The 24,106-nt window shown below is 65.8% G+C and carries 23 protein-coding genes and 1 pseudogene; 9 read left to right on the forward strand and 15 right to left on the reverse strand.

What is annotated here, in order from left to right; genetic code table 11:
• Positions 1-41: 41 nt before the first annotated feature.
• The 3 genes and pseudogenes from RT513_RS13885 to RT513_RS13895 form a co-directional block, all read right to left on the reverse strand.
• Positions 42-248: pseudogene (locus RT513_RS13885) on the reverse strand (fasciclin domain-containing protein); the annotation flags it as partial.
• Positions 249-369: 121 nt separating this feature from the next.
• Complete coding sequence (locus RT513_RS13890; protein ID WP_290684552.1) at positions 370-1,074, reverse strand: anti-sigma factor domain-containing protein; 705 nt, start codon at positions 1,072-1,074, stop codon at positions 370-372.
• On the reverse strand, positions 1,071-1,625 hold the full coding sequence (locus RT513_RS13895) for a sigma-70 family RNA polymerase sigma factor (protein WP_290684554.1): 555 nt from the start codon (positions 1,623-1,625) through the stop codon (positions 1,071-1,073). The genes RT513_RS13890 and RT513_RS13895 overlap by 4 nt, the downstream gene beginning before the upstream one ends.
• A 156-nt stretch (positions 1,626-1,781) precedes the next feature.
• Between RT513_RS13895 and RT513_RS13900 the strand changes: the two genes are divergently transcribed.
• Positions 1,782-2,054: a hypothetical protein gene (locus RT513_RS13900; RefSeq protein ID WP_290684556.1), complete on the forward strand. Its 273-nt coding sequence runs from the start codon at positions 1,782-1,784 to the stop codon at positions 2,052-2,054.
• A gap of 99 nt (positions 2,055-2,153) precedes the next feature.
• Here the strand turns inward: RT513_RS13900 and RT513_RS13905 are convergent, their stop codons facing one another.
• The 11 genes from RT513_RS13905 to RT513_RS13955 form a co-directional block, all read right to left on the reverse strand.
• Positions 2,154-2,621 carry an SRPBCC family protein gene (locus RT513_RS13905; protein WP_290684558.1) on the reverse strand — a complete coding sequence of 156 codons (468 nt, stop codon included), beginning with the start codon at positions 2,619-2,621 and terminating at the stop codon, positions 2,154-2,156.
• Position 2,622: 1 nt separating this feature from the next.
• On the reverse strand, positions 2,623-2,937 hold the full coding sequence (locus RT513_RS13910) for a helix-turn-helix transcriptional regulator (protein WP_290684560.1): 315 nt from the start codon (positions 2,935-2,937) through the stop codon (positions 2,623-2,625).
• A 1,395-nt stretch (positions 2,938-4,332) separates the two neighbouring features.
• On the reverse strand, positions 4,333-4,974 hold the full coding sequence (locus RT513_RS13915; protein WP_290684562.1) for a methyltransferase family protein: 642 nt from the start codon (positions 4,972-4,974) through the stop codon (positions 4,333-4,335).
• Positions 4,964-5,521, reverse strand: a complete 558-nt coding sequence (locus RT513_RS13920) for a tyrosine-protein phosphatase (protein ID WP_290684563.1) — start codon at positions 5,519-5,521, stop codon at positions 4,964-4,966. Before RT513_RS13920 ends, RT513_RS13915 begins: the two co-directional genes overlap by 11 nt.
• A gap of 413 nt (positions 5,522-5,934) precedes the next feature.
• On the reverse strand, positions 5,935-7,212 hold the full coding sequence (locus tag RT513_RS13925; protein WP_290684565.1) for an ATP-binding protein: 1,278 nt from the start codon (positions 7,210-7,212) through the stop codon (positions 5,935-5,937).
• A complete protein-coding gene (locus RT513_RS13930; protein ID WP_088214711.1) occupies positions 7,209-7,868 on the reverse strand; it encodes a response regulator transcription factor in 660 nt (219 codons plus the stop codon). The genes RT513_RS13925 and RT513_RS13930 overlap by 4 nt, the downstream gene beginning before the upstream one ends.
• A gap of 377 nt (positions 7,869-8,245) precedes the next feature.
• Entirely contained in the window at positions 8,246-9,019 is a 774-nt protein-coding gene (locus tag RT513_RS13935; RefSeq protein ID WP_290684567.1) for an ABC transporter permease, read from the reverse strand.
• Positions 9,016-9,777: an ABC transporter permease gene (locus RT513_RS13940; RefSeq protein WP_088214555.1), complete on the reverse strand. Its 762-nt coding sequence runs from the start codon at positions 9,775-9,777 to the stop codon at positions 9,016-9,018. Before RT513_RS13940 ends, RT513_RS13935 begins: the two co-directional genes overlap by 4 nt.
• Positions 9,774-10,541 (reverse strand): ABC transporter ATP-binding protein, encoded by a 768-nt coding sequence (locus tag RT513_RS13945; protein ID WP_290684572.1) that lies wholly within the window; start codon positions 10,539-10,541, stop codon positions 9,774-9,776. Before RT513_RS13945 ends, RT513_RS13940 begins: the two co-directional genes overlap by 4 nt.
• A gap of 16 nt (positions 10,542-10,557) precedes the next feature.
• Complete coding sequence (locus RT513_RS13950) at positions 10,558-11,235, reverse strand: GntR family transcriptional regulator (RefSeq protein WP_290684574.1); 678 nt, start codon at positions 11,233-11,235, stop codon at positions 10,558-10,560.
• A 9-nt stretch (positions 11,236-11,244) separates the two neighbouring features.
• Entirely contained in the window at positions 11,245-12,174 is a 930-nt protein-coding gene (locus RT513_RS13955; protein WP_290684576.1) for an ABC transporter substrate-binding protein, read from the reverse strand.
• A 115-nt stretch (positions 12,175-12,289) separates the two neighbouring features.
• On the opposite strand from RT513_RS13955, the gene RT513_RS13960 reads away from it, so the two are divergent.
• The 8 genes from RT513_RS13960 (at position 12,290) to RT513_RS13995 (ending at position 22,781) form a co-directional block, all read left to right on the forward strand.
• Entirely contained in the window at positions 12,290-13,291 is a 1,002-nt protein-coding gene (locus RT513_RS13960; RefSeq protein WP_290684578.1) for a fumarylacetoacetate hydrolase family protein, read from the forward strand.
• Positions 13,288-14,061: a cyclase family protein gene (locus tag RT513_RS13965; RefSeq protein ID WP_088214550.1), complete on the forward strand. Its 774-nt coding sequence runs from the start codon at positions 13,288-13,290 to the stop codon at positions 14,059-14,061. Before RT513_RS13960 ends, RT513_RS13965 begins: the two co-directional genes overlap by 4 nt.
• Before the next feature lie 1,440 nt (positions 14,062-15,501).
• Positions 15,502-16,602: a GTP-binding protein gene (locus RT513_RS13970; protein WP_290684583.1), complete on the forward strand. Its 1,101-nt coding sequence runs from the start codon at positions 15,502-15,504 to the stop codon at positions 16,600-16,602.
• Complete coding sequence (locus RT513_RS13975) at positions 16,592-18,064, forward strand: amidohydrolase (RefSeq protein ID WP_290684585.1); 1,473 nt, start codon at positions 16,592-16,594, stop codon at positions 18,062-18,064. Before RT513_RS13970 ends, RT513_RS13975 begins: the two co-directional genes overlap by 11 nt.
• 997 nt (positions 18,065-19,061) lie before the next feature.
• On the forward strand, positions 19,062-19,967 hold the full coding sequence (locus RT513_RS13980) for an ABC transporter substrate-binding protein (RefSeq protein WP_290684587.1): 906 nt from the start codon (positions 19,062-19,064) through the stop codon (positions 19,965-19,967).
• An 8-nt stretch (positions 19,968-19,975) separates the two neighbouring features.
• The gene (locus RT513_RS13985) at positions 19,976-21,112 is read left to right on the forward strand and encodes an ABC transporter permease (protein WP_290684589.1); all 1,137 of its coding nucleotides are present in this window, start codon (positions 19,976-19,978) and stop codon (positions 21,110-21,112) included.
• Positions 21,109-22,056 carry an ABC transporter ATP-binding protein gene (locus RT513_RS13990; protein ID WP_290684591.1) on the forward strand — a complete coding sequence of 316 codons (948 nt, stop codon included), beginning with the start codon at positions 21,109-21,111 and terminating at the stop codon, positions 22,054-22,056. Before RT513_RS13985 ends, RT513_RS13990 begins: the two co-directional genes overlap by 4 nt.
• The gene (locus RT513_RS13995; RefSeq protein ID WP_290684593.1) at positions 22,053-22,781 is read left to right on the forward strand and encodes an ABC transporter permease; all 729 of its coding nucleotides are present in this window, start codon (positions 22,053-22,055) and stop codon (positions 22,779-22,781) included. Before RT513_RS13990 ends, RT513_RS13995 begins: the two co-directional genes overlap by 4 nt.
• Positions 22,782-22,931: 150 nt before the next feature.
• Here the strand turns inward: RT513_RS13995 and RT513_RS14000 are convergent, their stop codons facing one another.
• On the reverse strand, positions 22,932-24,068 hold the full coding sequence (locus tag RT513_RS14000) for an acyl-CoA dehydrogenase family protein (protein ID WP_290684595.1): 1,137 nt from the start codon (positions 24,066-24,068) through the stop codon (positions 22,932-22,934).
• Between the last annotated feature and the right edge of the window lie 38 nt (positions 24,069-24,106).

A 24,106-nucleotide genomic window follows, 5' to 3' on the forward strand; every position in this document is an offset into this window, starting at 1 on the left:
AATGGTGGCCGGCTTCAAATCGGAATGCCTGGCCGGATAACCTCGGAATCTGCAGTCTCGACCAGCCCTGCTGCCTTCACGGCGGCCACCAGCGTGGTGTGATCGGCCGAGTTCATCGCGTTCTGGACGATGTTCTTGTCGGCAAACATGGCGGCGCCGCCGACCATGGGATTGTTCGCCGCCAGCGCGGCCCCGGCAGTTGCCAGCGCGAAACAGCCTGCGACGAGCACTTTGGTAAAGGTCTTCATCTGACTTCCTCCCAGAAATGTCAGCCCGGTGATCGGGGGACGGAAGAAGTCACGAAGGCGGGCATGGGAAAGTTTCAGCCACCCGTGATTTTTTGGTGCGCGGCCGGAATTTCTGCAGGGTTCAGATGTCGAGCAGATCGCCTACGGCAACAACCGGCCCCGTCGGCTGACCGGTGGGCGAACCACCCGGCGGCTCCAGGCTGATCGCCATATGCGCAGCACTGGTCATCAGCGCCCGGTTCCGGCCGGTGACTTCCACCCTCGTGGACACGCCTGCCGGGATCACGCCTAGCGAAACCGGGGCTTCCGCACCGCGCGCGATCCACAACTGGAAGTCGCGCCCCTCGACCGGCTCACCCGCCATATGCGCAAGGCTGACGCTGCCGGTGGCGGAATCGTAAAGCACAAGATACGTAACGCCGCTTCCCTCGGCCGTCAGCGAGGCGGCGAGGCGGTCCGTGGGTGGCGCCGTGCGGATCAGGGGTAGCGCCGAAGCGAGGAGGAAGGCGACCGTCGCTGCCCCGGCCAGACCGCGCCATAAACCAAGACTGCCCCACAAACCCGGTTTAGCCGGGAGGGTGCCGAACAGCCGCACATCCAGCGCGCGTTTGACCGCAGGCGAAAGGTCCACAGGGACAAAGCCCTCGGATATGGGGGACAGTCGCTCCTCCCACTCCGCGACGAGCCGGGCGAAGGCCGCATCGGTTTCAACCCGGCGCGCAAGCATGTCCTGCTCGGCAGCCGGCAGCACCCTCAGCACGAATTCCGCGGCAAGGATATCGTCGCCGCCTTCGGAGAGATCATGATCCGGTCCGGTGTCGCTCATCTTTGCAGACACTCCTTCAGCTGCATCAGGCTGCGCCTGAGCCAGGTCCGCATCGTGTTCAGCGGCACATCGTGGTGGGCCGCCAGCTCGGCGTAGCTGCGCCCCTCCAGATAGGCCGCACACACAGCTTCGGCACGGCCCGCCTCAAGCTCGTCAAGGCAACCATCAAGCTGTCGGCGCTGCCCGGAGGCAACCGCCCGAGCTTCCGGCCCGGGCGCAGGGTCGCTGATTTCGAGTGCGCCGTCTTCAAGATCGGAGGCCGCCTCGCGCCGCTTCCGTAGCCGATCAATGGCCTGGTTCCGGGCGACGGCGATCAGCCATGTCATCGGGCTTTGCCCGGTTACGGCAAACCTGTCCGCCTTCAGCCATATCTTGATGAACACCTCCTGCAAGACTTCTTCGGCCTCTGCCCTGTCCTTCAACACACGCAGGCAGGTGCCGAAAAGTTTCGCAGACGTGGCGCCATAGAGGCCATCGAACGCCAGCCGGTCTCGGAGCGCTACCCTGAGGATCAGTTCCCCGATCTCACTGCGGGTGCTGTCAGAAGTCATCCGTGCTCCAACCTATGCGCTGACCCAGAATGCGATGCAGCCGTGGCCCACGCAAGGGACTGGAACACGCGGAACCGAAATCCCGACCCGAGCGGTGCCGAAGCTCGGTTCCCGCACCGGCTACGGAAATGTATCTTCCTGCCGTTCGGATGATCCGTGGCTGAATTTCCCATGGAGCGCTTTGGTGAACTCGCCTCCATCGACGGTGCGGTGCAGCTTCTCGCGATGAAAGCATACCGCTTGGCGACCGAAATAACAGATGATCGGACAAGCGTTTCCGCCGAACTGGAACGCTGCCCTTTCGGGGTGCCGATGCCGCTTGGACCATGCTCATGGCCGGAACTGCGGGAGGACGGGCGCGGAGAATCACCGCTGATTATCAGGGCCGCATCTGGTCACGCGGCAATCCTGCCTTTTCCTGCGTCATGACCCGCGATGCGTATCTGCGGGGAGCGGCCCGAGCTGTTTTGACCTGCTCTGAACGCTCGTCCCGCAGATTGCTCCACCGTCGTCCTCCACCCTCGCGGATCAGGCCGTCCTGACCGGCTCGGCGAAGACATCCATAGCCTGACCCGTCTCCAGGAAGGACTTCAAGCTCGACAGGACGATGGGCCAGCCCTTGCTGATGCCGTTCAGCATGCCGCTGCCGGGGATCAGACCATCATGCGTGACGGTCAGCCGCACCATGTCGTCATATGGCTGCAGCTCGAAGGTCACGCGGCTGTAGGCGGCCGGATCCTCTGCCTGCGAGGCATTCGCCCAGGTGATCACCAGGCGCCTGGGAGGCGCGTGCTCCACCACCTCGCCCACCAGGTCAACCGTTCGTCCGGCATCCGTACGGACATGTTGCCAGCGGGCGCCGGGCGTCCAGTCGGAGATGTTCTCATGCCCCCAGTAGACCCGCGCCATCTCGGGCCGGGTGATCGCCTCGAACACCGTCTCGGGTGTCGCGCGGATGTAGGTGACATATTGGAATGTCGCGTTTTGGCCGGTCATGTCAGTCTCCTTCGAGTTCATGTTTCAGGTCATGAAGCAGCCGCAGCCGCTCATGTTCGAACTTGCGGACCCAGCGTTCGTAGATGTCGTGCAGAGGCACGGGGTTGAGGAAATGCAGCTTCTCCCGCCCCCGCCGAACCGTGCCGATTAGGTTGGCGGCCTCGAGGATTTCCAGATGCTGCGTTGCCGATTGGCGGGTCATGTCCAGCCCCTCGCAGAGCTGGCCAAGGCTTTGGCCGTTCTTCTCATACAGTAGATCGAGCAGCTTCCTGCGGCTCGGATCGGCCAGCGCCTTGAAGACCCTGTCGGCATCCATCCGGTTCCCTCGCTCAGTTCGCTCTTTGGCGGGCTGCTGAAAAGTTCTGAAGTCTCATGCCTATGCTCTGGAAATCGAGACCTGCCCCGGAATGTTTCGAATGTGCAGCTTCCGGCTGAGATTCCGTCAGATCGCGAACGATTTCCGCTCCCGTGCAGACTCGAAAGCCCTTTTGGCAGTCTGTTGGTCGAGCTCTCGCCCGCACTCTTGTTCCGGGGTCGCGCTTTTCCCGCGACGGCTAACTTCATCATGAAGCCTGCCGCCCCTCGTCACCCGCCCTGATGCTCCCTGCAGGAGCAACCTCGGCAACTGTCAGCAATCGTGACCGCGCTGGGTCGCACCTTGTCGCATGGTCAGCACATGGGAGACAGCGTCAGCCGTGGGTGGCATCAGTCCGGTCGGATGATCGCTTTCCCCGACCATGCAGGAACATATATGCAGGTATTTACCTGCATGTCAACTGAAAATGGAAGGAAGTGCAGCCGGAAACCGTTCTACTGGAGGAAGCGCTGCCGCGGCACGATACGGCAATTCCACAAGCATTGCCGCAGACACCGCACGCCTCGCCTGTCCGGCGCAATGGATGTTCGTTCCCCGCGCGGCCATCGCCGGATTCTTTCCCCCCGCAAAGCCATACCGTGGCAAGCCCCACCCTGACCCCGCAGGGGCGCGCCATGGCAGGCCGACCAAATTGCGATGACACGCACCACGAACCCATGATCTTGGCGCTGTCGCGGGCCGGAGCACCTGCGGGCTGGTGGAGGCGCGGCGCGGGCGGAGTTTCACCCATATCGCATGCGCCATAACCTGGCGCCTGTCGCGGCTCCATCCCGGACTGGAGTGTTGAGCCGGGATTTCATGTGGCACGGCACGGTCAGCATGGCATTGGACCAGGCCCGTCCATCCGGCGGCTGAACGACGGGCTGTGGTCGCTGTCCGGTGATCGCGACCATAGCCGCACTCTCCGTCGCCTTCGCGCGCAAGATGGAGTCGCCGTCGCAGGGCATGTGCTACTAGCCGCAGGGCAACCCGTCCACGGTCATCGCCCGGAAGGAACCCCGGGGCGATGGTCAGACATTCCATGGCCCCGTCAACAGGATGCATGATCGCTTTGAGCGCCTGTGACCCGCTTTCGGGGCGCGTCGCGACGCTCAGGACCGGCGACCCGCTTTCCGGTGACGGCCGACCTGGGCAGAAGGCCAGTCAAACCGAGCATCACGTGCTTTGCCGCCGGCTAAGCCACTTGGCAGGCTGCTGAAAAAGTCGGGCATCACCGCGCATGCGTCGCCGGTAAATCGGTCCGCTCCTGAGCCGGAACTTGCGCGTCCGGGCCCAGCAATGCGGGGAAAACCTCTGCCTCAGCGCGACCCCCGGACTGCCCCGTTCAGCAACCCGCTAGGGAAACGCAAGGCCCGCGAGCCAGCCTTGCGCATGTAGAAGCCCGATGATCTCCGCCAGCGGGATGAACCCGAGGAAGACCAGCGCATCGGCGAAGTTGACCCGTAGTTGCGCGGGGCGGAAGGTCACCTCGGGCGGGGTGCGAAAGAGGCGCGGATCGGGAAGCAGGCGTGGCGTGACGCGGGAATAGTCGTCATAGGCTGTGCCGAAGATGCCGCGGAGATTGCACTCCTCCTGCCGTGCCGTGGCGAGCAGCACGGCGAAGGTGACGCCCCCGATCAGGATCGCCAGCGTGACGCTCTGCAACAGCAGGCCCAGGCCGGTCGCCCCGATGGTGGAGGCGAGGTAGAGCGGGTGGCGGCAGATCGAATAGGGCCCGTCCTGCATGACGCCGAGGTTCTTTCGCCCGCCGATGTAGAGGATGGCCCAGAACCGGCCCAAAACGGCGGCGAAGACGAGAAACACCCCCGCGATCCGCAGCAGCGACGCCATCGCGGGCATATCCGTCCAAGCGGAGCGGATGAACAGGATCGGCACCAGCAGGAGCACGAACAGCGCCCGCAACAGGGGGATGCGCAGCCGCTGGAGGAGGGAACCGGCATGACGGTCGGACAGGGTGGTCATCGGGTCAGCTCGCATAGCCCAGCCATCCTTCAAGCGTCTCCCAGCTGCGGTCCATCGCCCAGGCCGCGGTGAAGGGCAGCGAGACATGGCCGTAGCGGAACGAGATCTGGCGCTCCGCCTGCTTCTCCCCCTGCCCCCGCATGGCGAGGTAGAGCGCGGCGGCCAGCCCGGTGCGGTCGGCGCCGGACCGGCAGTGGATCAGCACCGGCTTCGGCATCCGGTCCAGCAGGGCGACCAGTGCCTCGGCCTTGGTCTGCGACAGGTCCTGCGACGCAGACATGGCGAAATCCGCATGGGAAAGGCCGAGAGTCCGCGCGGCGGCGATCTCCTCGCGATACCAGTCCGCATCGGGATTGGCGCCGCGCAGGTTGACCACGCTGCGGATGCCCTCCTCAGCCTTCCAGCGGGCAAGGTCATCGGCATCCGGCTGAGCGGAGCGATAGGCCTCACCGGCAATGATCGGGTGGAAATTATGCTGATGCTGCAGGGCAGCGGCATAGCCGCCCGGCAGGACCAGCGTGAGAAACAGCGCCGCGAGGGCATGGCGTGGTCGGGGGAACATCGCTTCTCCGAATGGATGGTCCCCGCCATGAGCATCAGAAAACTTACGGCAACCTGACGATGCCGGGCCGCTCCACCTGACGCTTCCGTGATCGACCGCGGCGGAGCAGGCGCCATTGCTGGCAGGCTGCCGAAAAGGCTTTTGGGCTGCGTCGGAGCAGTATCCTTCGCTCTCTGATGAAATCCGGCCGGAATCTGTGTATTCGGGGCGCTCCCGGGTCGATTTCCCGATTTCCGGAGGATAGGCGTCAGGGCTTTTCGGCAGCCTGACAGGGGTTCGCCCGTGTCATGATGGTCGTGCTGGGAAGCGGGGAGCCTGCCGAGGGGGCTGGCGAAAACGATGTTCCCCTTTCCCCGCAGACGGAAACCCGCGGGATCCCGGCGCGGTTGATCGACCCGCCCTCCCCTTCCTGCTCAGCGCGGCAGAATGGCGCGTGCCTCGAAACCCTCCATTCGCCCCGGCACGGGAGAGGCAAGCTCCAGCCGCCCGCCCGCCTGCCGCAGGATCTGGTCCGCGATATGCAAGCCAAGGCCGAAGCCCGCCCCACCACCGCGCCGGAACCGGGTGGTGAGCGTCATGAGCGCCTCTGCCGGAATCACCGCGCAGGCATTGCGGATGCGCAGCTGGCCATCCTCCGACAGATTGGCCTCCACCCCGCCGCCACTGCCGTGCTGGAGCGCATTGTCAATGAGGTTGCCCGCCACGATGGCCAGCGCATCGGCATCCATTCGCACCGGCACCGGCCCACCCGGCAGGGTCAGGCGAACCTCCTCCGGCGCAATGAGAGAGAGGATGCGCGCGGCATCCACAGGCTCCGCCGCCGCTCCGATCCCGGCATCGGCGCGTGCCAGCTGGAGAAGCCGCGTCACCAGTCGCGACATCCGCTTCAATGCCGTTTCCACCGCCGCGATTCGGGCGGCGGCGGCAGGATCGGCATTCTCCTGGCGTAAACGCTGGACCTGGGCCAGCGCCACCGCGACCGGGTTGCGCAACTCATGCGCGGCATTGGTGGCAAAGGCGCGCTCCCCTTCCAGCGCCTGATCGAGCCGGGCGATGAACCCGTTCAACGTGGCGACGATGGCCGTCAGTTCCGCCGGGGCGCCCGCTGGGTCGATCGGGTCGAGGCTGCGGCTGTCGCGCGCCGCGATGGCATGGCGCAGCGTCTCCAGCGGGCGGAGGCCCACCCGCGCCGCCCAGCCCGCGAGCAGAAATCCCGCCGGCAGCACCGCCAGCATCGGCAGCAGGAAGCTTGTGAGGCTCTCGCGATAGGCTTCCCGTCTTTCGGCCAGCGGGTCGGCGAACTGCATGGCGAAACCGCGAGGGCTGACGGGCGTGGTATAGACCACATGAGTGGCTGTCCGCTCGATCCGGCCCGGCGCCATCGGGGGCAAGGCCTCCGCGCCGGGGGAGGCGATGAGCACCCCGCCCTGCGCATCGAGCAGCCGGTAGAGCAGCGCCTCCTCCGGTCCGGGTCCGGGGGGGGCGACACCATAGCCGGGCGCCTCCGTCATCCCCGCCTCCCACGCCCTGCTCAGCACCGGAAGAAAGGCGGTGGCGGAGACCTGAAGCTGCTGGTCGTAAAGCTCGTCGCGCTCGCCGTGAAGGATCGCGGCCATGGCCAATACCGCCAGCAGCCAGACCCCCGCCAGCGCGAGACTGACCAGCACCGCCAGCCGGCGTGCGAGGCTCATCCCCGCCCCATCCGGTAGCCGAAGCCGCGCACGGTTTCGATAGCCCCGCGGCCGAGCTTGGCGCGCAGGCGGCTCACATGCGCCTCGATGGCGTTGCTCTCCACCTCCTCGCCGAAGGCGTAGAGCGCGTCCTCAAGCTGCGCCCGGCTGACCACCGTGTCCGGCCTGCGGCTCAACCGTTCGAGGACCGCCCATTCACGCGCCGTCAGATGCACCGGCTGGCCGTCGAGCCGCACCGCCCGCCGTTCCGGCAGCAGGCAGAGCGCGCCGAAGCGCCGCTCCGGCTCCGCCCGGCCCTCGGCCCTGCGACGGATCGCGGCGACCCGGGCCAGCATTTCATCGAGATCATAGGGCTTCACCAGATAGTCGTCGGCACCCGCCTCCAGCCCCGCGATGCGCTCCACGATCCGGTCCCGCGCAGTGCCGACCAGCACCGGCGTGCGATGCCCCGCGCGGCGATGCCGCCGGAGCAGATCGAGCCCGTCGCCATCAGGCAGGTGCAGATCGAGGATGACAAGATCGTAATCCGTCACGCCGAGCGCGGTTTCCGCCGCGCCGAGGTCATCGGCCCAGTCCACCGCATGGCCCTGCGCGCGCAGGTGGTCCACGACCGCCCCCGCCAGATCCCGCTCATCCTCAACCACCAAAAGCCGCATGGTGCGAAGTGTAGCCGGTTCGACGGGACGCGGCAAACGGCTCTCCGCTTCGGAAGAGAGAGGGAATGGCGCCCGAAGGGATCGCCGCCCCAACCTTGCTGCGGGCCAGCCATGTCCGGGGCGCCGCTGGTCTGTCTTTCTACCGGACGGGATAGGGCGAACCGGTATCACTCGGCGACAGTGCGAAGCCGCGCCGGACTAGCGAACGTTCCGTCAGGCTTTCGCGAAGAAGGTGCGGAGATCGCCGGTTCCTTCAAGCAATGCGGACAAACAATGCGGATCAGCCCATGCGGAAGCGGACAACAAGATCACGAACTCGCACACGACGAACCTGCGTCCGGTTGTCAGTCCGGCGCTGACAGCCTGCTGTCCGGCGATCAGTGCCCCCGCTCCCGCCAGCGCAGGAGGCGGGCCTCGGCAAGGCTAACGAGGGTAGAGGATACGTAGCCGATGGCCCCGAGAATGATCACCCCCGCAAAGAGATCCGGGGAGCGGTAGAGCCGGGCCGAGACCATGATGTAATGCCCCAGCCCCTCCAGCCCGCCGATCATCTCGCAAACCACGGAGAGGATCAGCGCCCCGGTCACGCTGATCCGCATCCCCGCCAGGATGTCGGGCAGCGCCGAGGGCAGCACGATCTTGCGGATCGTCTCCATGCGGGAGAGGTTCAGCACGCGCGCCACCTCGTAGAGCCGTGGCTCCACCGTCGCGAAGCCGTGGATCGTGGACAGCAGCATCGGCCAGATCGTCCCGAAGGCGATCACGAAGGTCGCCATGGAATTCGACAGACCCAGGAAGGCGATGGCAAGCGGGATGACAGCGGAGGCGGGGAGCGGACGCAGGAATTCCAGCGTCGGCATGGTGGCGGCGCGTGCCGCGCGCGACATGCCGATGGCGGAGCCGAGCACCACGCCAAGGATCGACGCCACCAGCCAGCCGAAAAACATGTGCTGGAGCGTACCCATCGTCTGCCGCACCAGCGTACCGTTCTGGAACCCCTTGACCAGCGAGGCCCAGGCCCGCTCCGGCCCCGGCAGGAACAGCGGCGAGATGATGCCGGAGGCCGAGACGAGATACCAGATCCAGACCACGCCCGCGGCCACCGCAAAGCTCAGGATCCGGTCGCCGAACCGATGCGGCAGCGTCATCATCCCCTCGCCTCCACCAGCGCGGCGCGGCCGAACAGGTTCCGCTGCGCGAGGAGCAGCAGCCCGTTGAGAGCAAGCCCCACGAAGCCGATCCACAGGAAATAGGCCAGCATCAGTTCCGGCCGCAGCGCCTGCCGCGCGGTCATGATCCCGTAGCCCAGCCCCTGCGGATTGACCGCGATCTCGATAGTGATAGAGATGACGAGCGCAAGGCTCGCCGCCAGCCGGAAGGCCACGAAAAGCCGCGGCAGGATGGCGGGGAGGATGATCTTGCCGATGGTCGCGCTGCGCGAGAGGCGGAGCGCGCGCGCCACCTCCCGCAGGCGCGGCTCCACCCCGCGCACCGCCGCCCGCGTCAGGATCAGCATCAGGAAGAAGCAGGACTTCCCGACGATGGCGAATTCCATCCCGTAGCCAAAGCCGAAGATCATGAGCGCGATCGGCAGGAGGGCCACCGACGGGATCGGACGGATCGCCTCGATCGTCACCTCCATCGCCCGGTCGAGCCGGGGCACGACGGCGAAGAGGATCCCCGCCAGCAGGCCCAGCGTGCCACCCACGAACAGCCCACCAAAGGCGCCCGCCAGGGTCTCTCCGGTCGCCCGCAGGATGGAGCCGTCGCCGAGCGCGCCCAGCAGGGCCGCGGCCACCGCGCTCGGCGGGGCTAATGTGTCGCTGACGATGCCGCCGCTGCGGAGCCAGAACTCCAGCCCCGCCAGCGCGGCGACGGGCAGGATCGCGCCGGTCCAGCCCGCTCTCATGCCTCCGACTCGCGGATGAAATCGAACAGTTCCCGCCGCAGCCTCAGGAACTCCGGCTCCTCCCGCGTCTCCAACTGGCTGCGCGGACGCGCCAGCCGCACCGGCACGTCGATGCCCACCCGCCCCGGATGCGGCAGGAGGCCGATGACCCGGTCGCCCAGATAGATCGCCTCCTCCAGATCATGCGTCACGAAGACCACGGTGGTGCCGGTGCGGGAGACGAGGTCCAGCACCTCGTCCTGCAAGCCCTGCCGTGTCATCGCATCCAGCGCACCGAAGGGTTCGTCCATCAGCAGCACGGAGGGATTCTGTGCCAGACAGCGGGCAATCTGCAAGCGCTGCTGCATCCCTCCCGACATTTCGGAGGGAAATTTCTTCTCCTGCCCCGCAAGGCCGACGAGAACCAGCAATTCCTCGATCCGCGCCGCCCGGCCCGCCCGCGGCGTACCCGCGGCCTCCAGCGCCAGCGATACGTTGCCCGCCGCCGTCCGCCACGGCAGCAGCGCCCGCCCGTAATCCTGAAAGACGATGGCGACATCGGCGCGCGGGCCGCGCATCGGCGCGCCATCCAGCTGGACCTCTCCCCTTGTCGGGGTATAGAGCCCGCCCGCCAGCCGCAGGGCGGTGGTCTTGCCGCAACCGGATGCGCCGATGATGCACAGGAACTGTCCCGCCGGGACGGTGAAGGAGATATTCCGCAGGATTTCCTTTGCGCCAAAGGCGAGGGAGGCCCTGTCGAAGGCGAGTTTGACCTCTGCGCTCACTTTGCACCCATTGTTGTCAACCGCCCTCGTCGGGGTAGACGTAGCACAGCGTGGTTTCGAGATGGCGCACCAGAAGCGGCGCGGCGAAGGCATGATCGCGGGCGATCGCCGCCTGCGCCAGGGTGTCATGCACCGAGACGAAATGATCGGGATCGGTGAGCCGGCGCAGCATCAGTCGACGGTAGCGGTAAGCCTGATCGTAGAGCGCCGAGGCGCTCTCCATCAGCCGGGGCGACCCGCAGGCGGATAGCAGCGCCATATGGAACGCCTTGTGCAGCACGTCATAGTCCGGCGTGCCTTCCAGCGCCTCCATGCCCGCCCGGCGCACCAGCGCCTTCAACCGGTGCAGCGCGGAGAGGATCCCTGCCTCCCACGCGTCGTCCCCGCGCTCCATCGCAAGGCGCAGCCCCTCCACCTCCACGAGCGCGCGCAGGCGGGTGAGATCGGCCAGATCCGCGCGGCTGATCTCGCTGACGCGAAAGCCGCGCCGGCCAATGGCCACCACCAGCCCCTGCGAGACCAGCCGCGACAGGCCCTCCCTCACCGGGGTGGTGCCGACGCCGAACTGCCGGGCGATCTCCACCACGCCCAGCCTTTCGCCCGGCTGCAGGCTGCCCGACAGGATACCCGCCCGCAGGCGGAGAGCTGCGCGCTCCGCCAGGGTCTGTTCAGGGGCCGGGTCGATGTCCTGCAAGGCTTCAACTCAGGGCGCGATGGCCGTTGCGGGGTCAACATTGCCCTGCAGCAACCCCTGCGCTTTCATCAGGTCGAGCCACCAACCCAAATCCTCCGCCGTGAGAGTGGCGTCGTATTTGGATGGCGCGGTGGCCCGGACCAGATCGGGCGCCTGCTCGGTGAATTTGGCCACCGAAGCCACCACCGCATCGCTGTCCGTCGCGGCGAGGGCCGCAGCTTCCTCGATGGCGGCGCGGAATTTTTTCACAGCCTCCGGGTTCTTCTCCGCCCAGTCGCGGGTGGAGGCATAGAAGATGATCGGCGCCGAGCCGCCCAGTTCGGCGATGAAGCGCGGCCCCTCATGCCCGTAGCCCGCCGACAGGATGCGCTGCACCGTTGGCCCTCCGGTGAGCACCGCATCCACCGCCCCGTTGCGCAGAACATCCGGCATCGAAGGAAAGGTGGTTTCCACCATGTTCACATCGGCCGGATCCACGCCGTTTTTCATCAGGTAACGGTTGAACAGGATGTGGATATAGGCGCCGAAGCCCGGCACGCCAACCTTCTTGCCGACGAAATCCTGCGCCTTTTCGATCACCACGCCTTCCCGCACGATGGCGAGGGTTCCGTTGTTCGTGGCCTCGTGCATCCGGCTGGCCCCGGCGATGGCGACGAGATCAAGTCCCCCATCCACCGCCTGCAGGAAGACCGATGACGTCGGCCCGCCAATCTCCAGCGATCCCGAAAGCAGCGCCGGCGGAATGTTGGAGTTGAGCCCGATCCGCGTCATCTCCACGTCGAGCCCGTGTTTTTCGAAAATGCCCTTGTCCACGGCGATCATTGCGGTGCCGCAATCGGCTGAGGCGGTGCAGCCCACATGGATCTTCTCTGCCAGAGCGCCCGTTGCCAGCACCGCGGCCAGACCTGTCGCAAGGACAAGCGAGTAACGCTGTTTCATATCCCCTCCCCCAAGGACATGCGGAGGCAACCCTCCCGTTGACTCCACCGCATTTTATCGACAATCCTGATAATTGTGCATCATGTCAAGGCGGATGCAGCAAGGGGGGATCGTAATGAAGCTTGCCACTTACCGGGCGGAGGACCGCGCGCGGATCGGTGTCGTCGATACGCAGGCGGGGACCATCCTCGACCTTGCCGCGGCGGCGGAAGGGGAGAGGGAGCAGGCGATGTTCGCATCCATGCTCACCCTTATCGACGCGGGCGATGCGGGGCTGGACGCGGCGCGGGAGCGCGTGGCGGCACGGGGAACCGACCCGTCGGTGATACTGCCGCTGGAGGGGGCCGCGCTGCTGGCACCGCTCCCGGAGCCGCGGCAGATGCGCGACGGCATGTCCTTTCCCGTTCACATCGCGCAATCCGGGTCCGGCAAGGGTCGGGCACTGGCCGAGGCCCGCAGGGCGGGCGACGAAGCGGAGGTCGCGCGGATCATGGACCGCGTGCTGCCGGAGCTGCCCGAGATCTACAGCCGGATGCCGATCTTCTATTTTACCAACCGCCTTGCCGTGACAGGGCCTGAGACAACCGTTGTCTGGCCGCGCTACAGCCGGGTGATGGATTACGAGCTGGAATTCGGCATCGTGACGGGGCGCAAGGGGCGGAACATCCGGGCACAGGACGCGCGCGAGCATATCTTCGGCTACACGATCTTCAACGATTTCTCCGCCCGCGATCAGCAGATGCAGGAGATGCAGGGCCGTCTTGGCCCGTCGAAGGGCAAGAGCTTCGAGAATTCCAACGCGCTCGGCCCTTGGATCGTGACGCGCGACGAGATCGCCGACCCCTATGCGCTGCGCATGACCGCCCGGATCAACGGGCGCACCGTCTGCGACAGCGTGAGCAAGGGGATGCTGTTCAGCTTCGAGGAAATCCTCGCCCATGTGAGCCAGGACGAATGGGTGCATCCCGGCGAATTCCTCGGCTCCGGCACGGTGGGTAACGGCTGCGGTCTGGAAAACGGCTGGTTCCTCTCCGACGGCGACGTGATCGAACTGGAGGTGGAGGGGATCGGCGTGCTGCGCAACCGCATCGCTGTGCAACAGGAGGAACGCGCATGAGCACGATCATCGACCTTTCGGTGCCGATCGCCAATGACATCCCCGCCGATCCGCCCGGCAACGACCCGCGCGTGGAGTATATCGACCACCGGGCGAGCCTGCCCTCCATCCTCGGCCATTTCCCCGGCCTGACGGCGGACCAGCTGCCCGATGGCGAGGGCTGGGCCGTGGAACGTGTCACGCTTTCCACCCACAACGGCACGCATCTCGACGCGCCCTGGCACTACCACCCCACCCAGGACCGTGGAAAGCCGTCGCTGCGCATCGACGACATCCCGCTCGACTGGTGTTTCCGGCCGGGGGTGAAGCTCGACTTCCGCCATCTGCCCGACGGCCATGTCGTCACCGCCGCGGAGGTGGAGGCGGAGCTGGCCCGCATCGGCCATGACGTGCAGCCTTTCGACATCGTGGTGATCAACACCGCGGCGGGGGCGAAATTCGGCGCGCCGGACTATGTCAGCAGCGGATGCGGCATGGGGTATGAGGCGACGATGTATCTGCTCGACCGCGGCGTCCGGGTCACGGGGACGGACGGATGGAGCTGGGACGCGCCCTTCGTCCACACCGCCCGGAAATTCGCCCGGACGGGGGATGCCTCGCTCATCTGGGAAGGGCACAAGGCGGGGCGGCACACCGGATATTGCCACATCGAAAAGCTCCACAACCTCGAAGCCCTGCCGCCGACCGGTTTCACCATAAGCTGCTTTCCGGTGAAGATCGAGAAAGCCTCTGCCGGGTGGTGCCGCGCGGTGGCGATCATGGACCGCTGATCGCAGGCGCGCCCGCCGCGCCGGAAGTCAATTCCCCGCGCGCGGCGGGCGCCATCACCGGTTTTGGGGCCATGAAGCCGCGCAACGCAGGGGGTCGGCAGGATCCCCGGGTCGTGACTGATCGCCCTAGCACCGTTCCCGAGGCGGGAAGTTGGCACGATCTTCTCAGCCCTTCAGAGGCTGCCGTTCCACTCAGCAGCATCTTGGCCGCCGGTATTCAACGCCTGCGAGGTTGGCATCGGGTTTCGGAAAGGCACCTCCGGTGCGCTATTCGCCTCTCCGGCGGGAATGGAAACCCGGCCGAAGGAAGGCGTCCGCTCCTGCCGCGCAACGCACCGATGTCCTGCAACGAAACGCTTGAGGTCTGCCACTCACTGCTGATCGGTTCGCGCAGGGCCGGGACGCCGCTCCCCCGGAATTCGCTCCAACACCCCCGTCGCTCATAGGCTTGCGCCATGCCCGTTCCCTCTCGCACGGCCCTTATCCTCCGGCGGCATACCCCAAGCGGCGCGAGATCTCCGGCAATGAGGGCGCCGGTTATCCCGACAGGCGCCTTCCCCCGATGCCCTGTAGTCTTCCACCCAAGTCGCCTCACACCGCCCAAGTGCGCATTCGCTGCGATAGCCAGAGGACGGACAAACGCAGAATATCGAGCACGGCCACCCTGCTTTCTATGTCCAAGATTACCTGCCGATGACCACCAGCGGCGCGGCACCTAACAGGCTGCTGAAAAAGTCCTGAAGTGTCATGCCTATGTGCCGGAAATCGGAAAATCGGCCCGGAAACGCCCGTATAGATTCCCGACTGGAATTGGTCAGATGGCGAACGATTTCCACTCCGACACAGGCCAAAGAGCCTTTCAGCGGCCTGCTAATCGAGCGCTTGGTGCGGTGATGGCAGCCGATTGAGCTGCCGGAGGGCTGTCAGGGGAAGCAAGGATCCTTTGTGTCGCGCTTGCCGATACTCCTTCAAGCTGCTCGCGCCCGAGACAAACTGGCGCGGTGACCGTCACGCCTCCAGCGTTCGGCCCTCACTGCGCGCGCGATACGCGGGATGGCCATCCATCACGGGCGACGCCCCGGACGGGGATTTACACCCGCCGAGCGGCCAGAATGACCGTGTTTCCGCTCACGACGAATGAAAGCGGAAGCACTCTCCGCCAAACGCGAGCGGGTGGCAGATGCGATCGACTGTCGCCGGACCATCCACCGCTTGCAAAGAGGGCGGAAAGGGATGAAGAATGACCCTGTCGGCGGCACCGGGAGGCCCATGGGGAGGCCCAGGCGCTTCACTGGTCCTGCGGCGGGAGTGTGTGGAGATTTGGTTTGGAAAGACCCCCTCTGCCGACATGGACCGTCCGCGCGCCGCGATGGAGCGGAAGCCCTCCGGGACCATGGCCGAGGGACCTCGTGCGGTGGTGATCCTGCTGGCGGAGACACCATGACCGATACCCGGTCCCATCCGCCCGAAGGCGACCTGCTACAATCCGGCCTATCGGATAAGCGCATCCCCGTGATCCTGCTGACCGGGTTTCTGGGCGCGGGCAAGACGACATTTCTCAACCGCATTCTGTCGGCCCGGACGGGGCGGCGTTTCGCGGTGATCGTCAATGAAATCGGAGAGATCGGCATCGACGGGGATTTGATCGTTCACGGCGATGAAGAACTGCGGCAGCTGGCCAATGGCTGCATCTGCTGCACCGTGCGGGGCGATCTGCGCGATACGGGGGGCGAGCTGGCCGCGCTGCAGCCGCCTCCCGACGCGATCCTGGTTGAGAGCACCGGGCTGGCCGATCCGGGGCCGGTGGCGCAGAGCTTCATGATCGACCCGGCGCTCGTGCGGCTGGCGCGGCTCGACAGGATCGTGACCCTTGCCGATGCGGTCCACCTGACGCGCCAGATCGTCCGCAGCCCGGAGGCGTCGCGTCAGATCGCCTTTGCCGATGCGATCCTGCTGACCCGCGCCGACCAGTGCGGCAGCGGGACGCGGGCCGATGCCATCGCAGCCATCGCGGCGATCAACCTGGAAGCGCCCTTGCGCGTGGCGCAAGGAAATGCGGAGGATCTGGATATCGTGCTGGCGCCGCTGCATCGGCTGAGCGCGCACCGGGCCCCGCAGACGCCGCATGTTCACGGCCCGGAGTGCGGGCATGATTGCGGCGGGGATCATCACCATCACCGGTCGGATGTCTCGACGCTGGCCCTGCGCGGCGGGGAGCTCGACCACCGCAGGTTCCTGACGTGGATTCAGGCGATGACTGCGACCGACAGCGAACGGCTCTGGCGCATCAAGGGCATCCTGGCCTTTGCCGGCGACCCGCACCGCTATCAGCTTCAAGGGGTGCATATGCTGCTCGACGGCGCTTCGGGCACGGCATGGGACCACGATGCGCCGCGCGAAAGTCGGCTGGTCGTGATAGGCAGAGACCTTGACGCGGGCCGTTTGCGGCTTGGCTGGGAAAGCTGTGCCGCAGAGTTCCAGTTGCTGGACACCACAAGAATTCCGCTCAGCGAAGAGGAGAGCATTCGCCATGGCACATGATCTGGGGCGAAAATACCGCGCGCAGAAATTCACCAATGGTTGCGTCTGCCCGGAGGATGATGCCAGCGGTCTGGCCCTGTCACGGCGCGAGGTGCTGATGGCCGGAACGGCGGCGGCGGCCGCACCGATGGTGCTGGCATCGCTGACAGGAGAGGCGGCGGCGCAACAGGCCCCCGTCCCGGCCACAAAAGTGACGCCGGAACTGGCGGACAGGATCAAGACGGCGATCGACGGCGACGGACCACGTCTTGTCGGCATCTTCAAGGACATCCACCAGAACCCGGAACTGGGCTTCATGGAGATGCGCACCGCGAAGATCGTCGCGGATGAGCTTGGCACGCTCGGCTATGAGGTCACGACCGGGATCGGCGTCACCGGCGTCACCGGGATCCTGCGGAACGGCGATGGTCCGGTAGTGATGTACCGCGCCGACATGGACGCCAATGCGGTCGAGGAAAACTCCGGTTTCGATTATGCCTCGAAGGTGCGGGTGAAGCGCGAGGACGGGGTCGAGGTGCCGGTGGCCCACATGTGCGGCCATGATGCGCATGTGACCTGGATGCTGGGCGCGGCAAAGGCGATGGTGGAGGCGAAAGACACCTGGCGCGGCACGCTGATCTTCGTCGGCCAGCCCGCCGAGGAGCCGATCATGGGGGTGCAGGCGATGGTCGATGACGGGCTTTATTCCAGGCACAACATGCCCAAACCCGACTATCTGCTGGCGCTCCATACCGCGCCGGTGCCGACGGGTGTCGCGGGCGCGCGGGGCGGGCCGGTCATGGCGGGCACCGATCAGATCGACGTGACATTCTTCGGCATCGGCGGCCATGGCTCGACCCCGCAACTGGCCAAGGATCCGGTGGTCATGGCGGCGATGGCGGTCGCCGAATACCAGATCATCATCTCGCGCGTGGTGCCGCCGCTGGAAACCGCCGTGCTGACGGTAGGCTCGATCCAGGCGGGGACGGACAACAACGTCATCCCGGAATCGGCGCTGCTGAAGCTGAACCTGCGTTTCTTTTCCGAGGATACGCGCAACCTGATGATCCGCGGGATCAAGTCGATCAACGAAGGGTTGGCGCGCACCTATGGCATGTCGGACGACAAGATGCCGACCATGGTGATGAAGGGCTATTCGCCGCAGCTGGTGAACGACGATGCACTGGCAGACCGGATGCTGCCGACGCTTAAGGCACTTCTGGGGGACAAGGCCGTGGTGTCGGAATTCCCGCCCGCGACGGGGTCCGAGGATGCCCATCTGCTGCGCGGCCCCCATACCGAAGTGCCGGTGTCCTTCACGGCGGTGGGCGTCGCCGATCCGGCGCTCTTTGCAGAAGCCATCGCGCAGGGAAAGCAGGTGCCCTTCGCGGCCCATAACCCGGAATTCAAGGTCGATCTGAACGCGATCCCGCTGGGGGCAAAGATCGGCGCACTGAAGATCCTGACCCTGATGGCGGTTTGAAAGCGGAGGTATTCCACTCCGGGGCTGCGTAGCAGGCTGCTGAAAAAGGCTTTTTGGCCTGTGTTGGAGCGGAAATCGTTCCTCATCTGACGAAATACAGCCGGAAATCCATATACTTCCGGGCGTTTCCGGGCTGATTTTCCGATTTCCGACAGATAGGCATGACACTTCAGGGCTTTTTCAGCAGCCTGCCAGGGGAGCGGCATGGCACCTCACCCGGTTTCGGCAGGGCGCTGGTCGGGGAGAGCATTCCGCCAGCCCGGCCCTTTGTCCCGACCGGAAGGAGCCTGCTGATCGGCGCATCGGCAACGGGTGCGGCGGCAATTGCGCCATCGCTCCGCCGCCCGGTGAGGTAAGCCGCGGCGCTGCCCGGACCGATGTCGATGGCGCGGAGCCGGGGGGAGAGTGCGGCTGACTGGCGAGAGAAGGTCCTCCCGAAGATTGCACACCAGGCCGTCGGCCAGCAGCACCCGCATCGGCGGGCCTGTTCCCATCAGGGACAGTGCGACAAGGAGGATCGGCGCGATCAATGGAGGCGGCGAGATACCCGCACTTCACCACGCCAATAAGGAGCGGCACCCGTAAAGCAGCGTCATCAGATCCAAGGGCTGAAAGTCTGGCACATGGCCGGACAGGCCCTCCACCATGGGCATAGCATACCCGTCCCAGTGCGCTTGCGACGGGTTCCCGAAGTAACGGTTTCGCCACGCGGGCAGTCACATGCGGTTCGGGCAGCGGCCGACCCTACTTGCGAACCCTTGCTCCCACTCGGTCACCAAGGCACCGGGGTTCGGCATGGCGGCCCGTTGTGTCGGCATGGCAACGGGCCAGTTGCAGCCGGACTGGCACTACGGGCCTTGCGCCCGAGGCAAGACCTGTGGTGCCATGCGGATACGTTCCGGGGGCAAAGTCCTGCGGCGCTGAACCGAACCGCCAATTCCGCCGTTCCTAGAAAGAGGCGTCACGGGGGCGCCGATCCGTCATGAAGGGAACCGACATGTCGAAACTCGCATTGTTTTCGGTCGCGGCTGTGATCGGCTGCCTTGGGGCCGCAAATGCTCAGGTTGTGGTGTCATCCAAGATCGACACCGAAGGAGGTGTGCTGGGGCAGATCATTCTACAGGTGCTGGATCATGCCGGCATCCCTACGCAAGACCGCATCCAGCTCGGCGCGACGCCCATTGTGCGTGAGGCGATCATCGCCGGAGAGATCGATATCTATCCCGAATATACCGGGAACGGCGCGTTCTTCTTCAACCTCGCCGACAAACCGATCTGGCAGGATGCCGCCGCTGCCTATGAAACGGTGCGGAAGCTGGACCTGGAAGCCAATGACATCGTCTGGTTGACGCCCGCACCCGCCAACAACACCTGGGGCGTTGCGCTGCGCACCGATGTGACAGAGCCAGCAGGCATCGCCACCCTGTCAGACTTCGGTGCATGGGTATCGGGGGGCGGTGCGGTCAAGCTTGCCGCTTCGGCTGAATTCGTCAACTCGGCCCCGGCACTGCCCGCATTTCAGACCAGCTATGGCTTCAGGCTTGGGCAGGATCAGCTCATCGTTCTCTCGGGCGGCGATACGGCGGCCACCATTCAGGCGGCAGCCAACCAGACCAGCGGTGCCAATGCCGCGATGGTCTATGGCACCGATGGCGCCATCGCCTTTTCGGGCCTTACGGTGCTTGAGGATGACAAGAATGTTCAGCCGGTCTATCAGCCGTCACCCAATATACGGGCCAGCGTCCTTGCCGAATATCCGCAGATCGCCGACCTCCTGAAACCGGCGTTTGCCGGGCTGGATCTGAAGACGCTGCAGCACCTGAACGGGCAGGTGCAGGTCGAGGGCATCCCGGCCGCCGATGTCGCGCGCACCTATCTGACGGATGCCGGACTACTCGACTGATGTCGCGGATGGACCGGCTGACTGTCGTGCTGGCCGTGCCGCTGCTGGCGGCGCTGGTTCTGCCCGCGCTCAGCTTCCGCGCCAATCGGATCGCCGCGCAGGAAGGGCAAACTCTGGTTGAGCTGTTCGGGCCGCTATGGGCCGCTGGGATCGCGGCGATGACGCTGCTGCTGGCGGTCATATTGCTGCTGGAGCGGCGGCCCTGGCTTCGGGGACTGCTGCTGGCTCTTGCGCTGGCCGGGCTCTTCGTTCTGCTGGGCCATGCCGCCTCTGGTCTGTTGAGCCAGGCGCCACCTTCCGCGCGCGCCTCACCCGGGCTGGGCTTCTGGCTGGCGTTCGGCGCACTGGTCCTGCTGATGGTCGATACCGTCTCGCGCGCGCGTATAACCAATGGGACAAAGGCGCTGCTGCTGATCGGCACCGTTGCCGCGATTGCAGTTCTGCTGCACTCGGGAGTGCTTGCCGATCTGTCGATTGCAGCGGAGTATCGTGGCAGGGCGGGCGCGTTCCACAGGGCACTCATCGATCACCTGACGCTGGCGTTCGGGTCTTTCCTTGCCGCGCTTGTCGCGGGTGTGCCGACGGGCATGCTCATCCAGCGGCGGCCCGCCCTTCGGGACGCCGTGATGAACCTCTTGACGATGATCCAGACCATCCCCTCCATCGCGCTCTTTGGAATGCTCATCCTGCCTTTGGCCTGGATCGCGGCAAACCTGCCCGGTGCTGCCGGATTGGGGATCCGGGGGATCGGGATGGCACCCGCGCTGATCGCGCTGTTTCTGTATGCGCTGCTGCCCATCGTCGCCAACACCGTCGCTGGTCTGGACGGGGTTCCCCGCGCTGTCACGGAAGCCGCGACGGGCATGGGCATGACCCGGGCCGAACGCCGCCGCCTTGTGGACATACCCCTGGCATTGCCAGTGATCCTGGCCGGGGCGCGGATCGTGCTGGTTCAGAACATCGGCCTCGCAACGGTCGGCGCGCTGATCGGTTCGGGAGGTTTCGGGACTTTCATATTTCAGGGCATCGGCCAGACGGCGACGGACCTGATCCTTTTGGGCGTGCTGCCCACGGTGGCGCTGGCCTTTCTGACATCCGCAATCATGGATCTGATGATCGCCTTTTTCCGGGTGCAGTCCCGATGATCGTGATCGACGCCCTCACCAAGGCCTATGACGGCCACAACGTGGTGACCGAGGTAACCGCCAGCTTTGCCTCCGACACGATCACGGCGATTGTCGGAACCTCCGGCTCGGGCAAGACGACGCTGTTGCGGATGATCAACCGGCTGATCGAACCTACGTCGGGCACCGTTCGGATCAACGGCACGGATGTGCAGGATCTGCCGGCCGTGGAGCTGCGGCGGAGCATCGGCTACGTCATTCAGGGCAACGGCCTGTTCCCGCATTGGACCGCGGCCCGCAATATCGCTACTGTCCCCGCGCTGCTCGGCTGGCCGGAGGCCAGGATCACCGCGCGGGTCGCGGAGCTGCTGGAGCTGCTGCAACTCGACCCACGGGAGATCGGCCCCCGCTATCCGCACCAGCTTTCGGGCGGGCAGGCTCAGCGGATCGGCGTGGCGCGGGCGCTTGCCGCGCGCCCGCATGTGCTGCTCATGGATGAGCCTTTCGGCGCGCTCGATCCGGTGATCCGCCGTCAGGCACAGCGCGACCTCGCGGAGATTCAGCGCAGGCTGGGCACCACGATCGTCCTCGTCACGCATGACATGAACGAGGCTCTTCGTCTGGGAGACTCCATCGCGGTGATGCACAATGGCCGTTTCGAGCAATGCGCCCCGCCGGGAGAAATCGTCCGCAATCCCGCCACGCCCTTCGTGGCCGAGCTTGTCGGCGACGAGGGCCGCGCCCTGCAAATGCTGGCGCTCAGCCCCGTCGGGCCGCATGTCCAGCCCGCCGGGGAAGCGGTGGAGGGAAATCCGGTCCTCGATACCGCCTCGCTTTCCGATGCGCTCTCGGAAATGATCTGGACCGGACGCGACCGTCTCATGGTGGTGAGCGCGGAGGGTCGGCGCCTTGGCATCATCGAGCGGGCCGATATTCTGGCGGCCGGCAGACAGGCCCCGGGATGACAGCGCTGCGCTGGCTTCTGCCGCTCGGGATCGTTGCCGTTCTCCTCCTGGCCCCAACCCTGTTGGAGCCGGTGTTGCGCCCGCTCGTCCCGCCCGGCGCGCCGGTCATTTACGACCGTGCGACCTTGTCCAGCCTGACGGGATGGCACCTGCTCATGGTGGGCATGGCGATTGTCCCCTCCGCCATTATCGGTGTGGTGCTGGCGGTTCTGGTCTCGCGGCCTTCGGGGGCGGAATTCCTGCCGCTGTCGCGCACCCTCGCAAATCTTGGTCAGACCTTTCCGCCGGTCGCGGTTTTGGCGCTGTCGGTGCCGCTCCTCGGGTTCGGCAGCTGGCCCACGGTCCTTGCGCTGTTTCTCTACGGGTTGCTCCCGATCTTCGAGAACGCCCTGGCCGGGCTGCGCGGTATTCCCGAAGACGTGGAACTCTCTGCCAAAGCGGTCGGCATGACTGCGGCACAGACAATTCGCCGGGTGGAACTCCCGCTTGCCCTGCCGCTGATCTTGGAGGGCATCCGCATCTCCACCGTCATCGCTCTTTCGACCGCCACCATCGGATCGACCGTCGCAGCGCGCAGTCTGGGGGAAGTGATCATCGCGGGGCTGACCTCGAACAACCTTGCCTTCGTGGTGCAGGGCGGAGTGCTGACAAGCTGCCTTGCCATCCTGATCTACGACGTCTTCGGGCTGCTGATCGCGGCATCAAGGCGTCAGCGAGGGAGCTGAAGCGGAGGCTGCTCATCGGGGACGAGTTCGAAATCCGCCCCCTGCACCGCTCCCAGGCCGCAGCCTGCCATCACCCGAAAATGTCGCTTCCGCGCCAAGTGCCCGCGGGGCAGAGCATCTGACGAATGTCCCTGCTCTGCCCCGTTCCTCTCACGCGAGGAGATTGCGGGCGATGATGTTCCGCTGGATTTCCGAGGAGCCCTCATAGATCCGCATGATGCGCGCGTCGCGGGCATAACGCTCCAGCGGCATGTGCCGCGAATAGCCGTATCCACCATGGATCTGCAGCGCCTTGTCGGTCACGCGACCAGCCATTTCGGATGCATGCAGCTTGGCGCGCGCCGCCTCGGCCGAGAAGCGCTGGCCTTGCGCCCGCAGCTGTGCGGCCCGCAGGCCGAGAAGGCGCGATGCGTCCAGGTCAACCGCCATGTCGGCCAGCATCCATTGCAGGCCCTGGAAGCGGGCGATCGGCGCACCGTCGATCTCCCGCTGCTTGGCCCAGGAAACGGCTGCCTCCACGGCCGCGCGGGCGATACCGGTGCAGGTGGCGGTGACCTCGATACGCCCGTTGTCCAGCACCTTCATGGCCGTGCGGAAACCGCTGCCTTCCTCGCCCAGCCGGTTCTCCTCCGGCACGAGACAGCCATCGAACGAGACCTCGAAGACATGGCCGCCGCGCAGCCCCATGGTCGGCTCTGCCGGGCCGACCGACAGCCCGGGTATGCTGCGCTCGACGACAAAGGCGGAGATGCCGCGTGCGCCCGCAGCCTGATCGGTGATCGCATAGACCACGATGAAATCGGCATGCCCGGCATTCGAGATGAAATGCTTCGTGCCGTTGAGGCGATAGGCGCTCCCCTCCCGGGTGGCCCGGGTCGTCATGTCGGTGGGGTTCGAGCCGGCTTTCGGCTCGGTCAGGCCGAAGGCACCCAGCTTCGTACCGGCCGCCGCATCCACAAGGAAACGTGCCCGCTGCTCCTCACTGCCTCCGATCAGGATAGAATCGGTCGCGAGATAGTGAGCGGTCAGCATCGAGGTCGTCGAGGCGCAGGCCGAGGCCAGAGCCTCCACCGCCAGATAAAGCGCCACCGGGGAGGCCCCGGCACCGCCGTGCCGCTCGGGCAGGTTCAACCCGGTCAGCCCGATTTCCGCAAGGGCGGGAAGATGCTCGCCCGCAAAGCGCTGCTGCTCGTCGATCCCTTGCGCGGCCGGCGCGAGCCGCTCGCGTGCGAAGCGCTCGACCATCGCGCCGAGAGCCATGTCGTCATCGGTACAAAAGGCGTCCATTTCGTCCTCAAAGCCTCTACGAGTGCCGAGATTGACTC

The organism is Haematobacter sp. (assembly GCF_032102465.1).
In the GTDB taxonomy this organism is placed as follows: domain Bacteria; phylum Pseudomonadota; class Alphaproteobacteria; order Rhodobacterales; family Rhodobacteraceae; genus Haematobacter.